This window comes from Sinisalibacter aestuarii, from assembly GCF_027923545.1.
Lineage (GTDB): Bacteria > Pseudomonadota > Alphaproteobacteria > Rhodobacterales > Rhodobacteraceae > Sinisalibacter > Sinisalibacter aestuarii.
In genome coordinates, this window is record NZ_BROH01000004.1 from 219,529 (window position 1) to 241,829 (window position 22,301).

General features: G+C 65.3%; 19 protein-coding genes. 16 read left to right on the forward strand and 3 right to left on the reverse strand.

Going from position 1 to position 22,301, the window contains the following annotated elements:
- Window positions 1-103 precede the first annotated feature (103 nt).
- The 8 genes from QMG28_RS09500 (at window position 104) to QMG28_RS09535 (ending at window position 6,962) form a co-directional block, all read left to right on the forward strand.
- Window positions 104-688 carry a hypothetical protein gene (locus QMG28_RS09500; RefSeq protein ID WP_281842000.1) on the forward strand — a complete coding sequence of 195 codons (585 nt, stop codon included), beginning with the start codon at window positions 104-106 and terminating at the stop codon, window positions 686-688.
- The gene (locus tag QMG28_RS09505) at window positions 678-1,622 is read left to right on the forward strand and encodes a ketoacyl-ACP synthase III (protein WP_281842002.1); all 945 of its coding nucleotides are present in this window, start codon (window positions 678-680) and stop codon (window positions 1,620-1,622) included. Before QMG28_RS09500 ends, QMG28_RS09505 begins: the two co-directional genes overlap by 11 nt.
- A gap of 2 nt (window positions 1,623-1,624) precedes the next feature.
- Complete coding sequence (locus QMG28_RS09510) at window positions 1,625-1,861, forward strand: acyl carrier protein (RefSeq protein WP_281842003.1); 237 nt, start codon at window positions 1,625-1,627, stop codon at window positions 1,859-1,861.
- 2 nt (window positions 1,862-1,863) lie between these two features.
- Window positions 1,864-2,973 (forward strand): hypothetical protein, encoded by a 1,110-nt coding sequence (locus QMG28_RS09515; RefSeq protein ID WP_281842004.1) that lies wholly within the window; start codon window positions 1,864-1,866, stop codon window positions 2,971-2,973.
- A 289-nt stretch (window positions 2,974-3,262) separates the two neighbouring features.
- Entirely contained in the window at window positions 3,263-3,607 is a 345-nt protein-coding gene (locus QMG28_RS09520) for a DUF3817 domain-containing protein (RefSeq protein ID WP_281842006.1), read from the forward strand.
- A gap of 93 nt (window positions 3,608-3,700) precedes the next feature.
- A complete protein-coding gene (gene dusA / locus QMG28_RS09525; RefSeq protein WP_281842007.1) occupies window positions 3,701-4,729 on the forward strand; it encodes a tRNA dihydrouridine(20/20a) synthase DusA in 1,029 nt (342 codons plus the stop codon).
- A 313-nt stretch (window positions 4,730-5,042) separates the two neighbouring features.
- Window positions 5,043-5,864, forward strand: a complete 822-nt coding sequence (locus tag QMG28_RS09530; protein WP_281842008.1) for a sulfite exporter TauE/SafE family protein — start codon at window positions 5,043-5,045, stop codon at window positions 5,862-5,864.
- A gap of 87 nt (window positions 5,865-5,951) precedes the next feature.
- Window positions 5,952-6,962: a TDT family transporter gene (locus tag QMG28_RS09535; protein WP_281842010.1), complete on the forward strand. Its 1,011-nt coding sequence runs from the start codon at window positions 5,952-5,954 to the stop codon at window positions 6,960-6,962.
- Between the two features lie 65 nt (window positions 6,963-7,027).
- On the opposite strand, the gene QMG28_RS09540 is transcribed toward QMG28_RS09535, so the two are convergent.
- Window positions 7,028-7,375 carry an MmcQ/YjbR family DNA-binding protein gene (locus QMG28_RS09540; protein ID WP_281842011.1) on the reverse strand — a complete coding sequence of 116 codons (348 nt, stop codon included), beginning with the start codon at window positions 7,373-7,375 and terminating at the stop codon, window positions 7,028-7,030.
- Between the two features lie 177 nt (window positions 7,376-7,552).
- On the opposite strand from QMG28_RS09540, the gene cysS reads away from it, so the two are divergent.
- The 4 genes from cysS to QMG28_RS09560 all read left to right on the forward strand — a co-directional run bounded on the left by cysS (window position 7,553) and on the right by QMG28_RS09560 (window position 12,321).
- Window positions 7,553-9,022: a cysteine--tRNA ligase gene (gene cysS / locus QMG28_RS09545; RefSeq protein WP_281842012.1), complete on the forward strand. Its 1,470-nt coding sequence runs from the start codon at window positions 7,553-7,555 to the stop codon at window positions 9,020-9,022.
- A gap of 196 nt (window positions 9,023-9,218) precedes the next feature.
- Entirely contained in the window at window positions 9,219-10,862 is a 1,644-nt protein-coding gene (gene cimA / locus QMG28_RS09550; protein WP_281842013.1) for a citramalate synthase, read from the forward strand.
- Window positions 10,859-11,569, forward strand: coding sequence for a class I SAM-dependent methyltransferase (locus QMG28_RS09555; protein WP_281842014.1), 711 nt, complete (start codon window positions 10,859-10,861; stop codon window positions 11,567-11,569). Before cimA ends, QMG28_RS09555 begins: the two co-directional genes overlap by 4 nt.
- Window positions 11,566-12,321 (forward strand): squalene/phytoene synthase family protein, encoded by a 756-nt coding sequence (locus QMG28_RS09560; protein WP_281842015.1) that lies wholly within the window; start codon window positions 11,566-11,568, stop codon window positions 12,319-12,321. Before QMG28_RS09555 ends, QMG28_RS09560 begins: the two co-directional genes overlap by 4 nt.
- Before the next feature lie 218 nt (window positions 12,322-12,539).
- On the opposite strand, the gene QMG28_RS09565 is transcribed toward QMG28_RS09560, so the two are convergent.
- A complete protein-coding gene (locus QMG28_RS09565) occupies window positions 12,540-13,166 on the reverse strand; it encodes a class I SAM-dependent DNA methyltransferase (RefSeq protein ID WP_281842017.1) in 627 nt (208 codons plus the stop codon).
- Between the two features lie 183 nt (window positions 13,167-13,349).
- Here QMG28_RS09565 and QMG28_RS09570 point away from each other — a divergent pair, with 183 nt between their 5' ends.
- From QMG28_RS09570 to QMG28_RS09580, 3 genes are all read left to right on the forward strand, one after another.
- Entirely contained in the window at window positions 13,350-15,866 is a 2,517-nt protein-coding gene (locus tag QMG28_RS09570; RefSeq protein WP_281842018.1) for a penicillin-binding protein 1A, read from the forward strand.
- Between the two features lie 516 nt (window positions 15,867-16,382).
- Entirely contained in the window at window positions 16,383-19,058 is a 2,676-nt protein-coding gene (locus QMG28_RS09575; protein ID WP_281842019.1) for an Rne/Rng family ribonuclease, read from the forward strand.
- Window positions 19,059-19,167: 109 nt separating this feature from the next.
- Window positions 19,168-19,920, forward strand: coding sequence for a cytochrome c biogenesis CcdA family protein (locus tag QMG28_RS09580; protein WP_281842020.1), 753 nt, complete (start codon window positions 19,168-19,170; stop codon window positions 19,918-19,920).
- A 70-nt stretch (window positions 19,921-19,990) separates the two neighbouring features.
- Here QMG28_RS09580 and QMG28_RS09585 read toward each other — a convergent pair whose 3' ends face one another.
- Window positions 19,991-21,271, reverse strand: a complete 1,281-nt coding sequence (locus QMG28_RS09585) for a gallate dioxygenase (protein ID WP_281842022.1) — start codon at window positions 21,269-21,271, stop codon at window positions 19,991-19,993.
- Between the two features lie 108 nt (window positions 21,272-21,379).
- On the opposite strand from QMG28_RS09585, the gene QMG28_RS09590 reads away from it, so the two are divergent.
- On the forward strand, window positions 21,380-22,279 hold the full coding sequence (locus tag QMG28_RS09590; RefSeq protein ID WP_281842024.1) for a LysR family transcriptional regulator: 900 nt from the start codon (window positions 21,380-21,382) through the stop codon (window positions 22,277-22,279).
- The last annotated feature ends 22 nt before the right edge of the window (window positions 22,280-22,301 follow it).

Here is a 22,301-nt window from a genome sequence, read left to right on the forward strand (position 1 = left end):
CCCTGCCATGAGGCGGGCGCGGGGGGAAGGGGGGACGAGTGCGCGTTGACTCTTGTGTTCGGTTGAGGTCGGATGCCGCCGAGCTGATAGCCTGGGGATCGACGTGGCATTGCAGGACCTTACCCCGTTCTGGGTAGACTTCCCCTTCCGCGAGAACCGCACATATGTGCATTCCGGGTCGATCTGCAATTATTGGCGGGATCGGGCGCCAGATGCCGAGTCCTTCGACATCGTGCTGAAACACTGGATGGCGCACCGCTTGGTTTTTACACCTTTGGCGGAGGGTGTGGCGCCCGGGGGGCAGGGTCATGTCATCATCAACGAGGATGGCGCCCGCAGGATCTTTGAGATTTCAGAAGATATGGCGCATCCTGTTGTGGCGCGTGTGGCCTATGACGAGGACGCGGTTCCCAAAGCCGTGGATGTTTCCGGCGGTGCCTGTGAGGTCGCGCCGTTGAAGGGGTTCACTTTCTTCGATCGGGTGATCTCGGGCAACAAAGCGCTGATCAACGAAGTGCTCAATCCCGGCGTGAAACTGATCGCGGCAAAAATCTCGACAAAGGGTTTCCCGTCTGACGATGCCCCGATCACGTTGAAGCTGAAGGGCAATGTCGGGCACCGGGTTTTCAAGTCAGCCTTGCTGGTGAATGGCGAGTTGAACGGAGAGGTCATCTACTATGGCGAATGACGATTTCGCGGTTCGGGCAATCGGAACCTATATTCCATCTGCACGTCTGGACAACGGCGCCCGCATCGAGAGGTTCGAGTATTCGCCCGATGCGTTGCGCGACAAGATTGGGGTTATGCAGACGGCGCGCAAGGCAGCGGAGGAAGAGACGTCGGATATGTGCGTTCGCGCATATGAACATCTTTCGGAAAAACTCGGCGAGGCACTCGATCCGGAAAGCCTCGATCTGATCGTGGTGGTGACTCAGCACCCGGACGGTTTTGGGCTGCCCCATACCTCCGCAATCCTCCACGGCAAGCTGGGCCTGCCAAAAACCTGCTTCGCCTTCGATATCTCTCTCGGCTGTTCGGGCTATGTGTCGGCTCTGGCGACGGTGAAGGGCCACCTGATCGCGACCGGCGGCAAACGGGCGCTGCTGTTCACGGCCGATCCCTATTCCAAGTCGTTGAGTGAGGACGACAAGAACACTGCAATGATCTTCGGCGATGCCGCAACAGTGACCCTGATCGAACCGGGCGCCGACTGGCAGATCGGTGCCTTCGACAGCGGCACGGATGGGTCTGCACATCACGCCCTGGAGCGGGATGCCGATGGGGTGTTGCGGATGAACGGTCGCGCCGTGTTCAATTTCTGCGCGCTGAATGTGCCGAAGAGCGTGAAAGCAACGCTTGAGAAAAACGGGCTTGAAAAGGATGAGGTCGATGCTTTCGTGTTTCATCCCGGGTCGAAATACATCGTCGACACGATTGCGGCGCGTGTGAAGATCGACCCGCCCAAGACCCTGCATTGCGCCACCTATGGCAATACGATCTCATCGTCTATTCCCTTGGTTCTGGCAGACCTCGACGCTACAAGCGCACCCAACGTTTTTGTTTCAGGATTCGGTGTCGGCCTCGGTTGGGCCTCCTGTGTCCTTAAACCAGGAAAGGACTGAACATGTCGGTGGAAACCAGGATTCGGGAGATCATTTCTGATGTTGTCGAAGGGTTTGACGGTGCGGCGCTGAACGCCGATGCAGAATTGCTCGATACCGGTCTCGACTCGCTCGACATTGCGTCGGTCCTGCTCGAAGTGCAGGAAGAGTTCGGCGTGATCGTGCCCGATGGCGAAGAAGACAAATACGACACCCTCGCCAAGCTCGTCGCTTTCGTTTCCGAAAAGCAGAGTAGCTGAATATGTTCAAAGCGCTGCGCCGTCTGGGCGCGTTCGGGCAGGCAAAGCCTGAGCCCCGCCCGTGGAGTGATGTCCTCGCGGCGTGCCGTGCTTCGATCTGGGCGCCGGCCGACCAGAACACACTGGCCGAACTTGACGATGAACTCGGCGCGTTGCTTGGCGCTAAAGCTCTGAACGCACGCATGACCCCGATTGCGCGCCTCTACCGTTCGATGATCGAGTGGCGTCGATCAGGAGTCTTCCACGCGCCGTTCAACGGGATGAGCGAGGCCCGGCTCCAGTTCTGGGAGATTGAATGGCATTGCCCGGTTCTGGGCTATCAGCGCGCATTCGTTCAAGCGATGTTCGAGGCGCGGCCCGATACCAATCTTGCCCAGAAGAACAAGGTTGTCTTCGAGCATATGCCGTCAGAGGTGCCGGATGTTCGCGAAACCCGGGATTTGGACATCGACATCATGCTCTACCCCGGTGCCGAACGCACGATCATTGCCTTTTCGGGGCTGAATGGGAATTGCCTTGGAATCGGGTGGACGATGTTCTACCGCGCCGTCGCATGCCCTGCGCGGGCCAACCTGGTGGTGCTGAAGGATGTGCAGCGAATGCTGTATCTCAAGGGGCTTGCGAGTGTGGGCGATTTCGAGGCGACGAAGGCCCGGCTGCGCGATCTGGTCGATGAGTATTCCGCCTTGGGTGAGGTTATCTTCCTCGGCGGGTCCGGGGGGACGTTTGGTGCTCTGGCATTTGGCAGCGGCATCGGGAAGGTCAGGCGCGTCGTCGCGCTGGCCGGCCCGACCTCGCTGGAGATTGGCGGCGAACACGAAGATAAGCAGGTCTACCGGCGCATTTTTGCCGATATGCAATCGGGCCTAGTTCCGCACAAGGATATCGCCGCACTTGTCAACGGTTCGGGTCTTGAGCGCGTGGATTTTTTCGTGTCTGGCGGGCATGAGTTCGACATGGCCCAGATGGCCCACCTGAAAGACAATACCAAAGTCGTCGTACCCTACATCTATGATTGTGAGCACCATTCCATGACCGATATGTGCATTGCAGATGGGCGGCTTATATCTGTGGTAAAAGGCGAGAAATCGCGGCCGGTCGACCTGCGTTGAGCACTAGGGGGGCTCAGCCATCTGGGTGGCCGCAAAGTCGATATGCGATGGGTCTCTGCCGCTCCGCGGTGTGATTTCAGTATCAGGGTGCGCGCCGGTCGGCTCTGTTGCCTCCATCGAAGGCAAGCGGTGACCGCGAAGCGGGCGCGCGACAGGTCCCGGCCATCTCGGGCGGGCAGGCGGGCCGGATCGGTCACGCCGGCGTGAGCTGCGGCATCGCGGCGCTGGCCTTCGGACTGCGAGGCGGCTACCAAGCCCGTTCCGGAGCCGGACAGAAAGGACCACGCCGATGAGCATCGCCGACCCCAATGCGGGGCAGACCCGCGCCGACAGGATCTTCGGTCTCTTCCGCCTCGTCGCGCTGGTTGAGGGTGTGACCACGCTCATGCTGTTCTTCGTCGCGATGCCGATCAAATACGGGTTCGGCAATCCGGGTTGGGTGCAGCTCTGGGGGCCGATCCATGGCTATGCCTTTCTTGCCTATCTGGTATTGATGGTGGTGGCGCTGCGCGGGCGCGGCTGGAGCCCTGGCGACTGGCTGCGCACCACCTTCGCGTCGTTCCTGCCCTTCGGCACCTTTCTGAACGATCCGTTTCTGAAGCGCCGTTGGACCGGTGGAGCCGGCGCGGCCTGAGCGGTTTGCGCGGGGCGGCCTGCGTGCTATATCCCCGGGCGGCCCGCATCGCGCCAGACAGGACGGGCGGGAGGCGAAGGTTCGGAGAGTGACGTGGACCAGATCAGACAGCCACAGACCACGCCGCCCTGGCGCCTTTCCGTCGCGCCTATGATGGACTGGACCGACCGTCATTGCCGGTATTTCCACCGGCTGATGAGCCGCGAGGCGCTGCTCTACACCGAAATGGTTACCGCGCCCGCGCTGGTGCGCGGTGGGGCGTTGCATCTGCTTGATTACAACCCGCAGGAGCATCCGGTGGCGGTGCAGCTTGGCGGCTCGGACCCCGACGAACTGGCGGCGGCCACGCGGGCTTGTGTCGGGCGCGGCTATGACGAGGTGAACCTCAATGTCGGCTGCCCGTCCGACCGGGTGCAATCGGGCACTTTCGGCGCGGTGCTGATGAAGACGCCCGAACTGGTCGCCGAATGCGTTGCGGCGATGCGCGAGGCTGCCGGGAACGTCGAGGTGACGGTGAAATGCCGGATCGGGGTCGACGATCAGGAGCCGGAGGAGGTTCTGCCCGATTTCCTCGACAAGATCGGTGCCGCCGGGGTGACGCGCGCCACGATCCATGCCCGCAAGGCGTGGCTGCAGGGGTTGAGCCCGAAGGAAAACCGCGAGGTGCCGCCGCTGAACTACGATCTCGTCTACCGCATGGCGCGTGACTTTCCCGATATGAGCCTGTCGATCAATGGCGGCGTGGCCACGCTTGACGAGGCGCGCGCCCATCTCGCGGCGGGGATGGACGGGGTGATGATCGGGCGCCGGGCCTATCACGATCCGGCCCCGGTGCTGCTCGATGCGGATGAGGCGATCTTTGGCGCCGCGCCCGGCGGCGACAGCGCTCATGACATCGCCCGCGCCATGCTGCCCTATATCGAGCGTCATCTCGCGGCGGGCGGGCGGCTGCACGAGATCACCCGGCATATGCTCGGCCTGTTCACCGGGCGGCCCGGTGCACGGGCCTGGCGGCGGGTGCTCTCGGAAGGGGCGACAAAGCCCGGCGCGGGACCCGCGCTGGTGGAGGAGGCGCTGGCACAGGTGCCGGAGGGGATCGCGGCAGAGGCCCAGACGGTGTGAGCCGGGCGGGCGCGCCGGATATGCGATGCCGGTATTCCAGGATTCTAGAATCCTGAATCTGCGATAAAATCATTCACAAACAATGGCTTGTCTTCGCGGTGGTCGGTGCGATCCGGTCAGTTCTTTGGTAAGGGTAAATGCCCGCCAGCGGCCGACCGGCACCACACCTGACGGGCGTGGTCATCGCCCGCGCTCGGTTGCGGATCGCGCCGCCGCGGCGCGCAAGGCCGGGCATCCGGCTGCGCCGCCCCTTGACGTGAGCGGCCCCGTGCCGGATGAAGCCATGCCGGACAGATGCCCAGGGAGGCCCGCCATGCTCGATTTCGCCACGCTCGCACCTCTGGTGCTGTTGCTGCTCGCCATCGGCGCCTTTGCCGGCGTGCTCGCCGGGCTGCTGGGCGTGGGTGGCGGCATCGTGCTGGTGCCCGCCTTTTACTACACCTTCTCCGGCATGGGCTACGAGTCGGGTGAGCTGATGCAGGTCTGCCTCGCCACCTCGCTCGCCACGATCATCGTTACCTCCAGCCGCTCGGTGATGTCGCATAACAAGAAGGGCGCGGTGGATTGGGGCATCCTGCGCAGCTGGGCGCCGGGCATCGCGATCGGCGCGGTGATCGGGGTGCTGGTGGCCGCCGGCCTGCGCTCGGCCACGTTGCAGGGCATTTTCGGTGTGCTGGCCTTTTTCATCGGCCTCTACATGCTGTTTGGCAAGATCTCGTGGAAGCTGGCCGACGAGATGCCGGGCGGGCCTCTGCGCGCCGTGCTTTCGCCCATTGTCGGCTTTCTCTCGGTGCTGATGGGGATCGGAGGCGGCTCCTTCGGGGTGCCGATCATGACGCTGCATGGCGTGCCGATCCACCGCGCCGTGGCCACCGCCGCCGGGTTTGGCCTGATCATCGCCTTGCCCTCGGTGATCGCCTTCCTGTTCGTCGACGTGGCCCATGCGCCGCCCTATACGCTGGGGGCAGTCAATATCCCGACCTTCCTGATCGTCATCCTCACCACCACGCTCACCGCGCCGCTTGGGGTGAAGATCGCCCATGCGCTCGACCCGAAGCCGCTCAAGCGCGCCTTCGGCGTGTTCCTGACGCTGGTGGCGCTGAACATGCTGCGCAAGGCGTTCGGGCTGTTCTGAGCGGGATCTGCCCGCGACGCAGGGGCGCATGGGATTATCCGCCAAAGCCCGCCATACCGGGGCCCGCGACAGGAGAGGAGTTTTCAGATGACCGGACAGCAGCCGCCCGCCTTCAAGGCGCAGACCGAGGCCGCGATGCCGCGCTGGCGCAAGATGCCGCCGGCGGTGTTTCCGCCCGTGCTCGGGGCCTTCGGCCTCGCCACCGCCTGGGGGCGCACGGTGGATGCCTTCAGCTTTACCCCCGCCGTGGGGCAGATCCTGATGGGGGCGGTGACGTTGCTCTACCTCTATCTGCTGGGCAATTACGTGGCCAAGCTGGCGAAACGCCCCGGCGTGCTGGGCGAAGACCTCAGGGTGCTGCCGGGCCGGGCCGGGCTCGCGGCGATGACGATGGCGGGGATGCTGCTGGCGCTGGCGGTGCTGCCGTTCTCGATGCCGCTGGCGAAGGCGATCCTCGCGCTCGCGGTCGCGGGCCATGCGGTGATCGCGGTGATGTTTGTCTGGCAGTTCCTCACCGGTCCCGCCGAGGCGCGCACCGTCACGCCGGTGATGCACCTGACCCTGGTGGGCTTCATCGTCAGCCCGCTTGCAGCCTTGCAGATGGGCTGGGCCACGTTCAGCCAGATCGTGTTTCTGTTCTCGGTGCTGGTCGCGCTGGCGATCTGGATCGCCTCGGCGCTGCAATTCGCCCGCCAGGACGTGCCGGCGCCGCTGCGCCCGCTCCTGGCGATCCACGTCGCCCCCGCCAGCCTGCTCGGCACCGTGGCGCTGCTGATGGGCAATGGCGGGCTCGGCCTCGCCTTCGGCATTCTGGCGATCCTCATGGTGGCGGCACTGCTGATCCGCGCCCGCTGGGTGATCGCCGGAGGCTTCTCGCCGCTCTGGGGCGCCTTCACCTTCCCGCTCGCGGCGTTCTCGTCGCTGATGATGGTGCTCGGCACCGCCAATATGGGGCCACGGGACGGTCTGGTCTTCGACCTGATCGGCGCGGTGGCGCTGGTGGCGGCGACCTTCTTCATCCCCTGGGTACTGACCAAAGTTGTGCAGCTCTGGCTCAAGGGGCAGTTGGCCGTTAAGACCAATTCTGCGGTGGCCTGAGGGCAGGGGCGAGGGGGCCAGCCCCCTCGCGCTCCCCCGGAGTATTTCTGCCAAGAAAAAGGGGGTCAGCCGCGCGGGGGCAGGGCGGCCTGCGCCTTTTTCGGCAGGCTCTCGCGGATCACGTCATAGGCGGTGTGGATGCGGTGGGTGATCTCCGCCGGGTCGGCGGAGGCGAAGGGCACCAGCACCCAGGATTTGTGGAAATAGGGGGCCTTCTGCGCCACGCCCGCATCGCGCAGCATCTCGGCGGTTTCCACATCGGGGCATTTGACGCTGACGCCGATCCCCTGCGCGCCGGTGGCGGCGAAGATCTTGCCGCCCAGCTTCCACACATCGTGCCCCGGCCCGAACGGTTCGGACCAGTCCGCCCCGGGCAGGGCGCGGCAGATATCGTTGACCAGATCGCGCGACATGGATGCACTCTAACAGGCTTGGCGGCGCGGCCAAGGCCTGCTATCACTGAGCCATGACAACGAACGGCATCATCATCTGCTGCATTACCGGCTGACATCGTCAGGCGGGCCGTTCTTCTGTTTCCTCTCTCTACCGAAGTTGCTAAGCCCGCCGCGGGACGCCTGCGCGAGGACGACATGGTTGAGATCAAGCTCTACAACACCGCCACCCGCTCGAAGCAGCTTTTCGAGCCGCTGGATGCGGACAATGTGCGGATGTATGTCTGCGGGCCCACCGTTTATGACCGCGCGCATCTGGGCAATGCCCGCCCGGTGGTGGTGTTCGACGTGCTCTACCGGCTGTTGCGCCATGTCTACGGGCCGGATCACGTGACCTATGTGCGCAACTTCACCGATGTGGACGACAAGATCATCGCCCGGGCGGATGAGAGCGGTGTGCCGATCGACGAGATCACCTCGACCACGACGCAATGGTATCTCGACGACATGCGCGCGCTCGGCGCGCTCGACCCCGATGAGATGCCGCGCGCGACCCAGCATATCGGCGACATGGTAAAAATGATCGAAGAGCTGATCGGGCGCGGGAACGCCTATGCGGCGGAGGGCCATGTGCTCTTTGCGGTGGACTCGTATGACGAGTATGGCGCGTTGTCGGGGCGGTCTGTCGACGACATGATCGCCGGCGCGCGGGTGGAGGTGGCGCCCTACAAGCGCAATCCGATGGACTTCGTGCTGTGGAAGCCCGCGAAGGACGGCGAGCCGGGCTGGGACTCGCCCTGGGGCCGCGGGCGGCCGGGCTGGCACATCGAGTGCTCGGCGATGAGCTATGAGCTGCTGGGCGAGACCTTCGACATTCACGGCGGCGGGAACGATCTGCAATTCCCGCATCATGAGAACGAGATCGCGCAGAGCAAGTGCGCCCATCCGGGGGCGGGCTTCGCGCGGTATTGGCTGCATAACGAGATGTTGCAGGTGGAGGGGAAGAAGATGTCCAAGTCGTTGGGCAACTTCTTTACCGTGCACGATTTGCTGGAGCAGGGGGTGCCGGGTGAGGTGATCCGGTTTGTGTTCCTGGGGACGCATTACCGTAAGCCGATGGACTGGACGGAGAAGAAGCGGGCGGAGGCGGAGGCGACGCTACGGAAGATCGCCGAATTCATAGACAGAAATCTGCACCTGTTTCCCTTCAGAAAACGTGGACCGCAAAGACCGCCCCAGGAGTTCGTGGACGCGCTTTCGAATGATCTAAACACGGCGCTGGCGGTCACACTGATCAACAAATACCTGAAGAATGAGCAGGAATCAGAGCTTGTTGGGTCACTTCAGCTTCTAGGGTTCAATCCCGACGAATTGCTTAGGATTTTTAAGCCGTTCCACTTAGCCGCGCGTGATAATGGCGTTACTTCAGGTGTTAGTTTTGAGGCTTGGGGCGGCCAGTTTGAGATCGATTCCGAAACCATGACGGAGTTGGGAAACCGGCTGTTTAAAATGCGTCAGGAAGCGTTGAGAACAAAGGACTTCACGGCCGTCGATGCCCTCAAATCCGCGCTCCTCTCCGCTGGGGTCGAGGTGCGAATGTCGAAAGATGGCGTAGAGCTGATGCCGGGCGCCGGGTTCGACCCTGCCAAGCTGGAGGCGCTCGAATGATGCGTTCCCTCCCCAACCGCCTCGCGCGGGCGACCAGCCCGGGCGGCGCCCGACCCTCCCCCCGGGAGGGCGCATTGGCGACGTCGCGTGGCGCACATCCCTCGTCCGGGGCTTTTGAGATAAACTACCCCGCACAACCGCTGCGCAGCGCCCACCCAGGGTCGGGCGCCGCCCTCGGTTCTCAGGAGGTCATGTCATGACTGAACGCCTGCATCTCTACGACACCACGCTCCGCGACGGCCAGCAGACCCAGGGCGTCCAGTTCTCCGTGCCCGAGAAGATCGCCATCGCCGAGGCGCTGGACCTTCTGGGCGTCGACTATATCGAGGGCGGCTGGCCCGGGGCGAACCCGACCGACAGCGATTTCTTCGCCGCAAGGCCCGAGACCAAAGCCACCTTCACCGCCTTCGGCATGACCAAGCGGGCCGGGCGCTCGGCGGCGAATGACGATGTGCTGGCGCAGGTGATGAACGCCAATACGCCTGCCGTCTGCCTCGTTGGCAAGACCCATGATTTCCACGTCACCACCGCGCTGGGCATCACGCTCGACGAGAATATCGAGAACATCTCCGCCTCGGTCGCGCATATCGTGGCGCAGGGGCGTGAGGCGTTGTTCGATGCCGAGCATTTCTTCGACGGCTACAAGGCCAATGCCCCCTATGCGCTGGACGCGGTGCTTGCCGCCTACGAGGCCGGTGCGCGCTGGGTGGTGCTCTGCGATACCAATGGCGGCACGCTGCCGCAGGAGATCCACGATATCACCCGCGCGGTGATCGAGGCCGGCATTCCCGGCGACCGGCTGGCCATCCATTGCCATGACGATACCGGCAACGCGGTGGCGGGCAGCCTCGCCGCCATCGACGCGGGCGCGCGGCAGGTGCAGGGCACCCTGAACGGGCTGGGCGAGCGCTGCGGCAATGCCAACCTGACCTCGCTGATCCCGACGCTGCTGCTCAAGGAGCCCTATCGCAGCCGGTTCGATATCGGCGTCACCGAGGCGGCGCTGACCACGCTGACCCGCGTTTCGCGCCAGCTTGACGATATCCTCAACCGCGTGCCCCTGCGCAGCGCGCCCTATGTGGGGGCCAGCGCCTTCACCCACAAGGCGGGGCTGCACGCCTCTGCGATCCTGAAAGACCCGTCCACCTACGAGCATATCGAGCCGGCGCTGGTCGGCAATGCGCGGCTCGTGCCGATGTCGAACCAGGCCGGGCAGTCGAACCTGCGCAAGCGGCTGGCCGAAGCGGGGATCGGGATCGACAAGGGCGATCCGCATCTGGGCGAGATCCTCGACGAGATCAAGCGGCGCGAGGACGAGGGCTATGCCTATGACGGCGCGCAGGCGAGCTTCGAGCTTCTGGCGCGGCGGATGCTGGGGCAATTGCCGCAATTCTTCGAGGTCAAGCGCTACAAGGTCACCGTCGAGCGGCGCAAGAACCGCTATGACAAGATGGTCAGCCTGTCGGAAGCGGTGGTGGTGGTGAAGATCGGCGACGAGAAGAAGCTCTCGGTCTCCGAAAGCCTCGATGCCACCGGCTCCGACCGTGGCCCGGTCAACGCGCTGGCCCGCGCGCTGGGCAAGGATCTGGGGCCGTACCAGGCCTGTATCGACGATCTGAAACTGGTCGATTTCAAGGTGCGCATCACCAATGGCGGCACCGACGCCGTGACCCGCGTGATCATCGACAGCGAAGACGGGCGCGGGCGGCGCTGGTCGACGGTGGGGGTGAGCCCCAATATCGTCGATGCCTCGTTCGAGGCGCTGCTCGACGCGATCAACTGGAAGCTGGTGCGCGACGGGCTGGAGCCGGTGCGCGCCACCGGGATCGCGGCGCAATGAACCCGTTCTTCCGGCTCCATTCCGGTCTGCCGCGCGAAGCGCCGGGCGATCGCGCCAGCGTCGACTGGGCCTTCACCACCGGCAATGTGGCGCGCGACGCGAAGATCCTCGATGCGGGTTGCGGCCCGGGCGCCGATATCGCCGCGCTCCTCGAGAATGCACCGGCGGGCGAGGTGCTGGCGGTGGACTTGCACGCGCCCTTCATCGACGCGGTCAAGGCGCGCTGGCTGGACGAGCCGCGCGTGACGGCGCGGGTGCAGAGCATGGATGAGCCAGAGGGGCCGTTCGACCTCGTCTGGGCCGCCGGGGCGCTCTATTTTCTCGGTATCGAGGCCGGGCTGCGCCACTTCCGCCCGCACCTGGCGCCGGGCGGGGTGGTGGCGTTCAGCGAACTGGCCTGGCTTGTGGACGATCCCGCGCCGGGCCTCGTCTGGGAGATGCGCAAGGAATATCCCGAGATCGGCGGGGCCGAAGCGCTGCAGGCACGGGTGATGGCGGCAGGCTACGATATCTGCGGGCTGCGCGTGCTCGATGATGCCGCCTGGGAGGCGTACTACACGCCGATGGAGGCGCGCATCGCCGCCTTGCGCCCGGGCGCCGATGCCGATCTCATCAACGTGCTGAATGCGGCCGGGGAGGAGATTGCGCTCTGGCGCGAGAACCGCGACCAGTTGGGTTATATCCTCGCCGTGGCGCGCCCGGCATGAGCGTCGCGGCCTGTGCCGCGCTGGTCGAAAAGGGCGACCCGGACCGGTTCCTGTCGGCGATGACCGGCGGGCCGCAAGCGCGGGCGCGGCTGTTTCCGCTTTATGCGTTCAACCTCGAAGTGGCGCGCGCGCCCTGGGTCGCGTCCGAGCCGATGATCGGCCAGATGCGGCTGCAATTCTGGCGCGATACGCTGGCGGAGATCGGCGCGGGCAAACCCGCCCGCGCCCATGAAGTGGCGGCCCCGCTTGCCGAGACGGTGCGGGCGGCGGGCCTGCCTCTCGATCTGCTGGACGAGATGGTGATCGCGCGATGGGCCGATCTCGAGCGCGCGCCCTTCGCCGATGCCGGGGCGCTGCGGGATTATCTGGCCGCGACGGCGGGCAACCTGATGTGGGCGTCGGTGCTGGCGCTCGGCGGTGATGCGGCGCTGGAAACCCCGGCGCGGGCGGCGGGGCTGGCGGCGGGGCTGGCAAGCTGGCTGATGGCGGTGCCGGATCTGGACAGCCGGGGCTGGCGGCCATTACCGGCGGATGTGCCCGGGCTCATCGAAGAGACGCACGCTGCGCTTCGCGAAGCGCGGCGCGCGCGTGTCGGGGCGGCCCTGCCGGCGCTCAGGGCCGCATGGCGGGCCGAGAGCGTGCTGATGCGTGCAATGCGAGACCCGACGGCGATCGGCGCGGGCCGGCTCGGCGGCTCGGAGTTTGGCCGGCGCGGCGGGCTGTTGTGGAAGAGCCTCACTGGACGGTGGTGAGGGCTGGGCGTGGCGAGCCGGTTTTGCGCCTTGAGTCGTTCATACTTCGGAAATCTCAGTGGCCGTTCATGCGAGCGCAGGCATAACCTGTTGATAACATGGCGTAAGACCCGCCGCTCCGCCTCCACTTAACCGGATTTCTGGAGACGGGTTAACGCCCGTTACCCACATTCCAATCTGTCGTGTGACGGTGCTCCCTGAAGGACCGAAAGCCGCCCCTATCCGCCGACATACCGCGCCATCCACACCGTGTGGCCGTGGCAATTCGGATCCTCCGGCACGAAATCCAGCACCTCGAACCCGGCCTGTGCGAGCAGCCCGCGATATTCGTCCGGCGACAGCGAGGCGTGGTAGACCGGCAGGCCCGCCGCCTGGCCGCCCACTTCGCCCGCATCCGGGCCGGAGGTGAACAGCAGCACCGTGCGGGGCCGCGCATGGGCGGCGAAGGTGGCGAACATGCCGCGCTGGTCGTCGGGGGCGAGGTGAAACAGGCTGTCCCAGGCCAGGATCAGATCGTAGCGCCGGCCAAGCCCCAGCCCGCGCATGTCTTCGTGATAGGTCACGGCACCGGGCACATTGGCCTGATAGAGCGCGCACATCGAGGCGGCGCCATCGACCCCGGTCATCCGGCAGCGCCGCTCGGCGAGATAGCTGGCAATGGGCCGGCCCGGGCCGCAGCCGAGATCGAGCACCTCGCGGCCGGGGGCGAAGCCCAGGGCGCGGTCGAGCCAGCGCCGCTCGAACAGGGCACGGCTGCGGGCGCGGGCAAAGTCCTGGGCGACCGCCTCATAGGTTCTCAATACGTCGTCGGGGTCGGGCAGGGGCATGGGGCTCGTGTCTTTCATGGTGACAGATTGGGTCTCGCGCCGCGCGCGTCCAGTCCCGCGCCGGTGTGCGGCGCGAAACCGGCGCAAAGCCGCGCGATCTCAGACGGATAGGGCGAAACCCCGCCGAGCGCGCCAGATCGTGTTTTGACCCCCCGCGCGCGCTCGCGTATAGACGGGCCGAACTCACCTTCGGGGGCGCGAGTGATCCGATTCATCCTGGGCTTTTTCGGCTCGATCTTTTCCTGGCTGACCCTGGCCGCGATCATGGGGGCGCTGACGCTTGGCGCGATCTTCTGGATGTATTCCAGAGATCTGCCGAGCCATGAGCAGCTTGCCAATTATCAGCCGCCGACGATCAGCCGGATCTATTCGGGCCAGGGCCGGCTGATGGACGAATTCGCCAGGGAACGCCGGCTCTACACGCCGCCCGAGCAGATCCCCGATCTGGTGAAACATGCCTTCGTTTCGGCGGAGGACAAGAACTTCTATCACCACAAGGGCTACGATATGCGCGGCATGGTGGCCGCCGCCGTCGAGGCTCTGCAAGGCGGGCGCCTGCGCGGCGCCTCGACCATCACCCAGCAGGTGATGAAGAACTTCCTTCTGTCGTCCGACAGGTCGGCGGAGCGCAAGATCAAGGAACTGATCCTCGCCACCCGGCTTGAGCAATCGCTCGACAAGGAGCAGATCCTCGGCCTCTATCTCAACGAGATCTTTCTCGGCCAGAATTCCTTTGGCGTGACCGCCGCCGCCCAGACCTATTACGACAAGACCCTCGACGAGCTCGGCCCGGAAGAGGCGGCCTATCTTGCAGCCCTCGCCCAGCGGCCCGGCAATCTGCACCCGGTGCGCCAGCATGACGACGCGATCGCGCGGCGCAATTACGTGCTGAGAGAGATGCGCGAGAACGGCTATATCGACGCCGCCAGCTATGACGAGGCCGTTGCCCGGCCGCTGCTCACGGTGCAGGCGGGCGATTATCCCTCGTTCCGCTCGCAACTGCCGGAACGCGACTATTTCACCGACGAGATTCGCCGCCAGCTCAGCCGCAACTTCGGCGAAGACGAATTCTTCGGCGGCGGCCTCACCATCCGCGCGACGGTGGACCCCGAATTGCAGGTGGTTGCGGCCCATGCGCTGCAGAAGGCGCTGGAGGAGTTCGACCGGCGCAGCGGCACCTGGCGCGGCACCGGCGAAAGCATCGACCCGGCCAGCCTCGACGATGAAAGCTGGGAAGCGGCGCTCGCCGATATCCGCGTCGCCCGCGACATCACGCTCGATGGCCAGTGGTTCGTCGCCGTGGTCGATGCGGTGGGCGACCAGACGCTGACGCTGAAGATCGAGGGCCAGCCGGACCCGAGCCCGTGGGAGGTGCCGCGCAGCGATATCTCTTGGATGACGGGCTCGTTTCACGACAATTTCAGCCGTGGCGACGTGGTACATGTGCGCCGGGTGACGAGCGGCGATGACGGCGCGGGCGATTTCATCCGCTGGTCCTTGCGCCAGGTGCCCGAGATCCAGGGCGGCTTCATGGCGATGGACGTGAATACCGGCCGGGTGCTGGCCATGCAGGGCGGCTTTTCCTACCAGTATTCGGTGTTCAACCGCGCCACCCAGGCCACCCGCCAGCCGGGTTCGTCGTTCAAGCCCTTCGTCTATGCCGCCGCGCTCGACAGCGGCTTTTCGCCCGCCTCGATCATCATCGACGCCCCGATCGAGATCGACACCGGCGCCGGCATCTGGCGGCCGCAGAATGCCAGCCGAAAATTCTACGGGCCGACGCCGCTGCGTACCGGCATCGAGCAATCGCGAAACCTCATGACCGTGCGTCTCGCGCAGGAGGTGGGGATGGATGTGGTGGCCTCCTACGCCGAGCGGTTCGGCGTCTACGATCACCTCGACCCGTTTCTTGCCAATGCGCTCGGCTCGTCGGAGACGACGCTGTTTCACATGGTTGCGGCCTATGCGATGTTCGCCAATGGCGGCGAGCGGGTGGAGCCGACGCTGGTCGACCGGGTGCAGGACCGCTGGGGCCGCACCATCTATCGCCATGACACCCGGATCTGCGACGATTGCGGAACCGAGGCGCTGCCGGCGGGCGACAGCCCCCGCATCACCGCCAACCGCGAGCGGGTGATGGATGCGATCACCGCCTACCAGCTTACCTCGATGATGCAGGGCGTGGTGCAGCGTGGCACTGCGGCGGGCGCGGTGAATCTCGGCGTGCCGACCGCGGGCAAGACCGGCACCACCAACGACTCGCGCGATGTCTGGTTCGTCGGCTTCACCTCGAACGTGGTGGCGGGCTGCTATATGGGCTACGACACGCCGCGCCGGATGGCGGGTGCCTCCGGCGGCGGCACCTGCGCGCCGGTGTTTCAGGAATTCATGACCGAAGCCGTGCGCAAATATGGCGGCGGCAAGTTCAAGCTGCCACCGGGCGGCCATTTCATCAAGATCGACCGGTTCTCCGGCGCGCGCCTGCCGGACGATGCCAGCGGCGATTACGTGGTGGCGGAGTATTTCCGCGATGGCGAGGAGCCGCTCTTTGGCGTGATGTTTGACGGTGGCTTCGCGATGGGGGCCAATCTGCCGCTGTTCCTGCCCGGCGAGATTGATGGCGGCGACACCACCGAGGTCCAGACATCGACCGGCGAGGTCGTGGTGATCCCCGAGCGTGCCGATTCTGGCCAGGTTGCGGCGGGCGGACTTTACTAACATATTGTTCCAGAATTGTTTTTACGTTCTCGCGGCTCTCCGCATGAGGGCGCGCTTGCGGCGCGATCAACCTGAGGATGTGGGTCAAATCGGGCCGGATTGCATTTTGCCCATTGTCATATCCTACCCCCTGCCACTATGTAGGTCCGAAGGCGGGGACGCGGTTGCGCATGTCCCGCCCGAAAGTTTCGCTGGCCCGCTTGTCCCGAGGTGTGTTGTCGCCCCCGGCGCGCGGTCAGACCGAGAGGGGCCTTTGGTGCGCTATGCCCACAGGCCAAACATTTGCCCGGACCCCCGAGGGGCAGACGGGCCATGAACAGGCGCCCGGGTTTCGGCCCGGTGACGTCGGAGAAGAACCGCGATGAGGCGCGCAGGACAGACCGAGCTGAGAGCAGGGGCCCTTTCGGGCACTGCTTCGCCTGATCGCCGCGCGCCCGCTTTCGCCCTGACAAGACACCCCCGCATCGGCGCACCGTTCTCTGACGGTGCGGCAAGGCCGGGGTGCATCGGAACACAATGGCAAAGAAAATGCTCATCGACGCCACGCACGCGGAGGAAACCCGCGTTGTCGTGGTCGACGGCAACAAGGTCGAGGAATTCGACTTTGAGTCGGAAAACAAGCGCCAGCTCGCCGGCAATATCTATCTAGCGAAAGTCACCCGCGTGGAGCCCTCGCTCCAGGCGGCTTTCGTGGATTACGGCGGCAATCGCCACGGCTTTCTGGCGTTCTCGGAAATCCACCCCGATTACTACCAGATCCCGGTCGCCGACCGCGAGGCGCTGCTGGCGGAAGAACACGCCTATGCCGAAGCGATGGCCGCCGAGGAGGAAGAGCGCGACGAGAAGAAGAAATCCCGCTCGCGTTCGCGCAGCCGGTCGCGCTCGCGCAGCCGCTCGAAGGCCGCAGAGGCACGCAATGACGATGCGGTAACCACCGCCGAGGCCGAGATCGAGGCCGATGAGACCAGCCCCGAAGGCATGGAGGTGATCGACCTCGACACCGGCGAGGAGCCCGAGACCCACGAGGCGGAATCGCCGATGGAGCGGGTCGAGGAAACCCCGGTGGAAGAGCCCGCCGAGGCCGCCGAGGAAGCGGATGATGCAGGTGAGGCTGAAGAGGCCGCCGCCGAGGAGCACGACGACGACGAGGACGAACACGAGGATGACGCGGCCATCGAGTCCGTCGCCGAAGAGGATGTGTCGGAAGAGATCCGCACGCCGCGCAAGCCCCGTCCGAAAAAGTACAAGATCCAGGAAGTCATCAAGGTCCGCCAGATCCTGCTGGTGCAGGTCGTCAAGGAAGAGCGCGGCAACAAGGGCGCGGCGCTGACCACTTATCTCAGCCTCGCCGGCCGCTATTGCGTGCTGATGCCGAACACCGCTCGTGGTGGCGGGATCAGCCGCAAGATCACCAACGCCGCCGACCGCAAGAAACTGAAGGAAATCGCCGGCGAGATCGACGTGCCGAAGGGCGCGGGCCTGATCATCCGCACGGCGGGCGCCAAGCGCACCAAGGCCGAGATCAAGCGCGATTACGAATACCTTCAGCGGCTGTGGGAAGAGATCCGCACGCTGACGCTGAAAAGCATCGCACCGGCCAAGATCTACGAGGAAGGCAACCTCATCAAACGCTCGATCCGCGACCTGTATAACCGCGAGATCGACGAAGTGCTGGTCGAGGGCGACGAGGGCTACCGCGTGGCCAAGGACTTCATGAAGATGATCATGCCGTCCCACGCCAAGAACGTGAAGCATTACGGCGAGGCATTGCCGCTCTTCGCCCGCTACCAGGTGGAAAGCTACCTGAGCTCGATGTTCAACCCGACGGTGCAGCTCAGATCCGGCGGCTACATCGTGATCGGCGTCACCGAGGCGCTGGTGGCGATCGACGTGAACTCGGGCCGCGCCACCAAGGAAGGCTCGATCGAGGACACGGCGCTCAAGACCAACCTTGAAGCCGCCGAAGAGGTGGCCCGCCAGTTGCGCCTGCGCGACCTTGCCGGGCTGATCGTCATCGACTTCATCGACATGGAAGAGCGCAAGAACAACGCTGCCGTCGAGAAGAAGCTGAAAGACAAGCTGAAAACCGACCGCGCCCGCATTCAGGTGGGCCGGATCTCGGGCTTTGGCCTGCTCGAGATGAGCCGCCAGCGCCTGCGCCCCGGCATGATCGAGGCCACCACCCAGCCGTGCCCGCATTGCCATGGCACCGGGCTGATCCGCTCCGACGACAACCTCGCGCTGACCATCCTGCGCCAGCTCGAGGAAGAGGGCACGCGCCGCCGTTCGCGCGAGGTGCTGCTGAAAGCGCCGGTGGCCATCGTCAATTATCTGATGAACCACAAGCGCGAGCATATCGCCCAGATCGAGCAGCGCTATGGCATGGGTATCCGCATCGAGGCCGACGCCTTCCTGATCTCGCCCGATTTCGAGATCGAGAAGTTCAAGACCGCCACCCGCGCGGTGCCCGAGGCGACGGCGCCGGTGGTCTCCGCCGATGCGTCGCTGATGGAGGATCTTGAGGAAGACCTGTCCGATGAGGCCGATGAGGCCGTGGAGGTTTCGGACGACGAGGACCAGCCGAAGAAGAAGCGCCGCCGGCGGCGCCGGTCGCGCTCGCGGTCGCGCTCCTCGAATGGCGAGAACGGCGGTGAGAACGGTGGCGAGGCCGAGGATCAGGCGCCGGACACCGATGGCGAAGCCGAAGCCGAAACCGAGGCGGAGGCAGCCGAAGAGGCCCGGCCCGAGCCGGAAGCCGCGCCCGAAGCCGAGCCGGAGGCCGAGGAAAAGCCCAAGCGCAAGACCAGCACCCGGTCGCGCGCGAAGAAGGCCGATACCGAGGCCGAAGCGGCGGCGCCCGAGGCGGAAGAAAAGCCCAAACGGGCCACCCGCTCGCGTGCGAAGAAGGCCGAGCCGGATGCCGGGGCTGAAGCGCCCGCCGAAGAAAAGCCGACCCGTTCGCGCAGCAGCAGGAAACCCGCCGCGCCCAAGGCCGAGGACGACGAAAAGCCGGTGAAGAAAACCACCCGCTCGCGGACCAAGAAGGCCGCCGAGCCGGTGGCGGAAGATACGCCGGACGCCGCACCCGCTGAGCCGGCGGCCAGGGTCGAGCCGACGCCGCCCGCCAATGACGACGCGGCCGCCGAGGACGACAAGCCGAAGAAAAAGGGCTGGTGGTCGATCGGCCGCTAAGCCGAGAGGGCCGGGGGCAACCCCGGCCTTTTCTCTGTGACGGCCCGCCCACGCGGATGTGACGACTTGGCGCGTGACGGCGCGCGCGGCTCGGGGTAGAGATCGCAGGATGTTTGGAATTGACCTGATCGACGCGAGCCTGCTGCCCGCCATGACAATCGCCCTGGTGGCGGGGCTGTTGTCGTTCCTCAGCCCCTGCGTGCTGCCGATTGTGCCGCCTTATCTCGCCTATATGTCGGGCGTGTCGATCACCGATCTGCAGGCGGGGGCGCAAGCCTCGCGCAAGGCGCTGCTGACGGCGCTGTTCTTCGTGCTCGGGCTGTCGACGGTGTTTCTGTTCCTTGGATTCGCGGCCTCCGCCTTCGGCGCGTTCTTTTTGCAAAACCAGAATGTTTTCAACATCGTGGCGGGCGTTGTTGTGATGATTTTCGGGGCGCATTTCCTCGGCGTTTTCACCATTCCCTTCCTCAACCGCGAGGCGCGGCTGGATGCGGGCGATCAGGGTGGTTCGGCCTTCGGCGCCTATCTGCTCGGCCTCGCCTTCGCCTTCGGCTGGACGCCCTGCATCGGCCCGCAGCTTGGCGCGATCCTGTCCATCGCCGCCTCCGAGGCGAGCGTGACGCGCGGCACCTTCCTGCTGGCGATCTATGCCGCCGGGCTCGGCATCCCGTTCCTGCTGGTCGCGGCCTTCTTTCCGCGGATGCAGGGGCTGATGGGCTGGATGAAGCGGCATATGGGCCGGATCGAGCGGATCATGGGCCTGCTTCTGTGGACCATCGGCCTGATGATGCTCACCGGCGGCTTCTCGCGCTTCTCCTACTGGCTCCTGGAAAGCTTCCCCGGCCTCGCGGTGCTGGGATAAGCCAACGCTTCAAGGCAGAGGGGCCGGAGGCAGCGCCCCCGGCCCGATGAAGCCGCGCCGCTCAGCGCGCTTATGACTTGTCCATTTCCTTCACCTTGTCGCCGCCGGCCACCGAATATGTGATCGGCATTTTGCGGGTGGCGAGGAACTGGTCGAGCGTTTCGCCCCGGAAGGCGGCGTAGACCTCGGGGTTCGAGACGCCGATCACCGCCGCCATCTTCTCCAGCACGAAGAAGCTCACGCCCCGGCGGATCATCTCGATCCATTTGCGGTTTTCGATCAGGTCTTTCTCGTCCGCCGTCAGCCCGCGTTCCTCCGCCAGCGCGTCGAAATCGTCGATGAAGCGGGCGCGGTGCGCGGGCATCACCAGATCGTGCAGGAAGGTGTTGATGCGGAAGTTCTCGTGGCTGCGCGCATGGGTGAAGGGGTAGGTGCCTTCGAGCGTGTCGGCCCCCTCATACTGGTAGCCGATATGGGCGCGATACGCGGCCACGTCGTCCGGGTCCGGCGCGTCGCCCAGGTCTTCGAACACCAGCGTGGCGATATTGGTCACCGAGGGGGCATAGGTCTGCTTGTGGACGAGCTTCACCTTTTTCGACAGCGCGCCGCGCATGATCAGCCACATGATCACCTCGGCCCCCTCCATGCCGCCCTTCACGGCATAATCCGCGATCCGCATCTTCACGAGTTTCTTGGGGTCTTTCTCAAGCAGATCGAGAAATTCGTCGTCCCAGTCCTCGTTGATGAAGCCGGCGCGTTCGCCATGCACCTGGTGCGACAGCCCGCCGGTGGCGAAGATCGCCACCCGCAGATCCTCGGGGTAGCTCTCGATGGCCTTGCGCAGCGTCTTGCCCAGCTTCCACAGCCGTTTGGGGCTGGGGATCGGCAATTGCAGCACGCCCACCTGCAACGGCACCACCTTGCCGGGCCAGGGGCCATTGGCATCGCCCAGCATCGAAAGCGGCGAGAGGAAGCCGTGATCGACGGGCTTGCCCTGGAAGAACGACATATCGAACTCGTCGGCGCTCATCGCCATCGCGATGTGCTGGGCAAGGCCCAGATGGCCCGTCGCCGGGGCCACGTCGCGCGGGCCGCCCCCTTCGTCGGCGGGCAGATAGGTATCGTCGATCCCCATCGCGAAGGTCGAGTAATGGTCGAAGAAGAACGAGGTGATGTGATCGTTGTAGATCATGAACAGCACGTCGATCTTCTTGTCCTGCACCCAGCCGCGCACCACGTCGAACCCGTCGAAGATGGGCTTCCAGGCCGGGTCGTTCTGCTTGCCGGTGTCCTTGGCGAAGCCGATGGTGGGCGAATGCGATGCGCCGATGCCGCCGATGATGCGGGCCATGATGATCTCCTGTTCGTTACGGGTTGGCAGAAGGATATTCGGTTTGTTGAGCGGAACAATATCAGCTACTGGGATGAAGCGTGCAGATTTCTGAACGAGGATCGCGGCATGAACTGGAACATGGACGATCTGCCGGTCTTCGTGGCCGTGGTCGAGCAGCGCGGCGTGACGGCGGCGGCGCGGGCCCTGTCAATGCCGAAATCCACGGTGAGCGCGGCCCTGTCGCGGCTCGAGCAGGGGCTTGGGCTGCGGCTGGTCGAACGCAATCCGCGCGGGCTGAGGCTGACCTCGGAGGGCGAGACCTTCTTTCGCCGTGCCCAGCTTATTCTCGATGAGGCGCGCGAGGCCGATGCGGCCATGGCCGGGCTGTCGGCGGTGCCGCGCGGGCGGCTTGCCGTGGCGCTGCCGCCGGCCTTCGCGCAGGAAATGGTCGCCCCGCGCCTTGCCGCCTTCCGCGCCCGCCATCCCGAGATCGAGCTGGAACTGGTGGTCACCGGCCACGGGCTTGAGCTTCTGCGCGACCGGGTGGACCTTGCGGTGGTGGTCGGCCCGCTGGAAGACAGCGAACTGATCTCGCGCCGGCTGCTCGGCGGCCGGCTGATCTGGGTGGCGAGCCCGGCCTATGCCGCGGCGCATGAGATCGGGCCGGAGCTTGATGCGGTGGCGCGCCATGTGCAGATCCTCGAAACCCGCTATGCCCAGGCCCGGCTGCCGGTGCATGTCGCGGGTCAGGCGCGGCGGATCGACCTCTCGCGCGGGGTGACCCAGGTGAACGACCCGCTGGTGGTGCGCCGGGCGGTGCTGGCGGGGGCGGGGATCACGCTGCTGCCGGAGCGCTATTGCCGGGATCAACTGGCCGAGGGATCGCTGGTGGAGCTGTGCCGCGATGTCCGCGTCGACCGGGCGGCGGCGATGCTCTCGGTGGTCTATGCCAGCCGGCGGCACCTCTCGCCACGGCTGCGCGCCTTTCTCGACTTCCTGACCGAGAGCGTCGCGCCTGCGGCCTGATGGGGCCTTACCAATGTCCGAT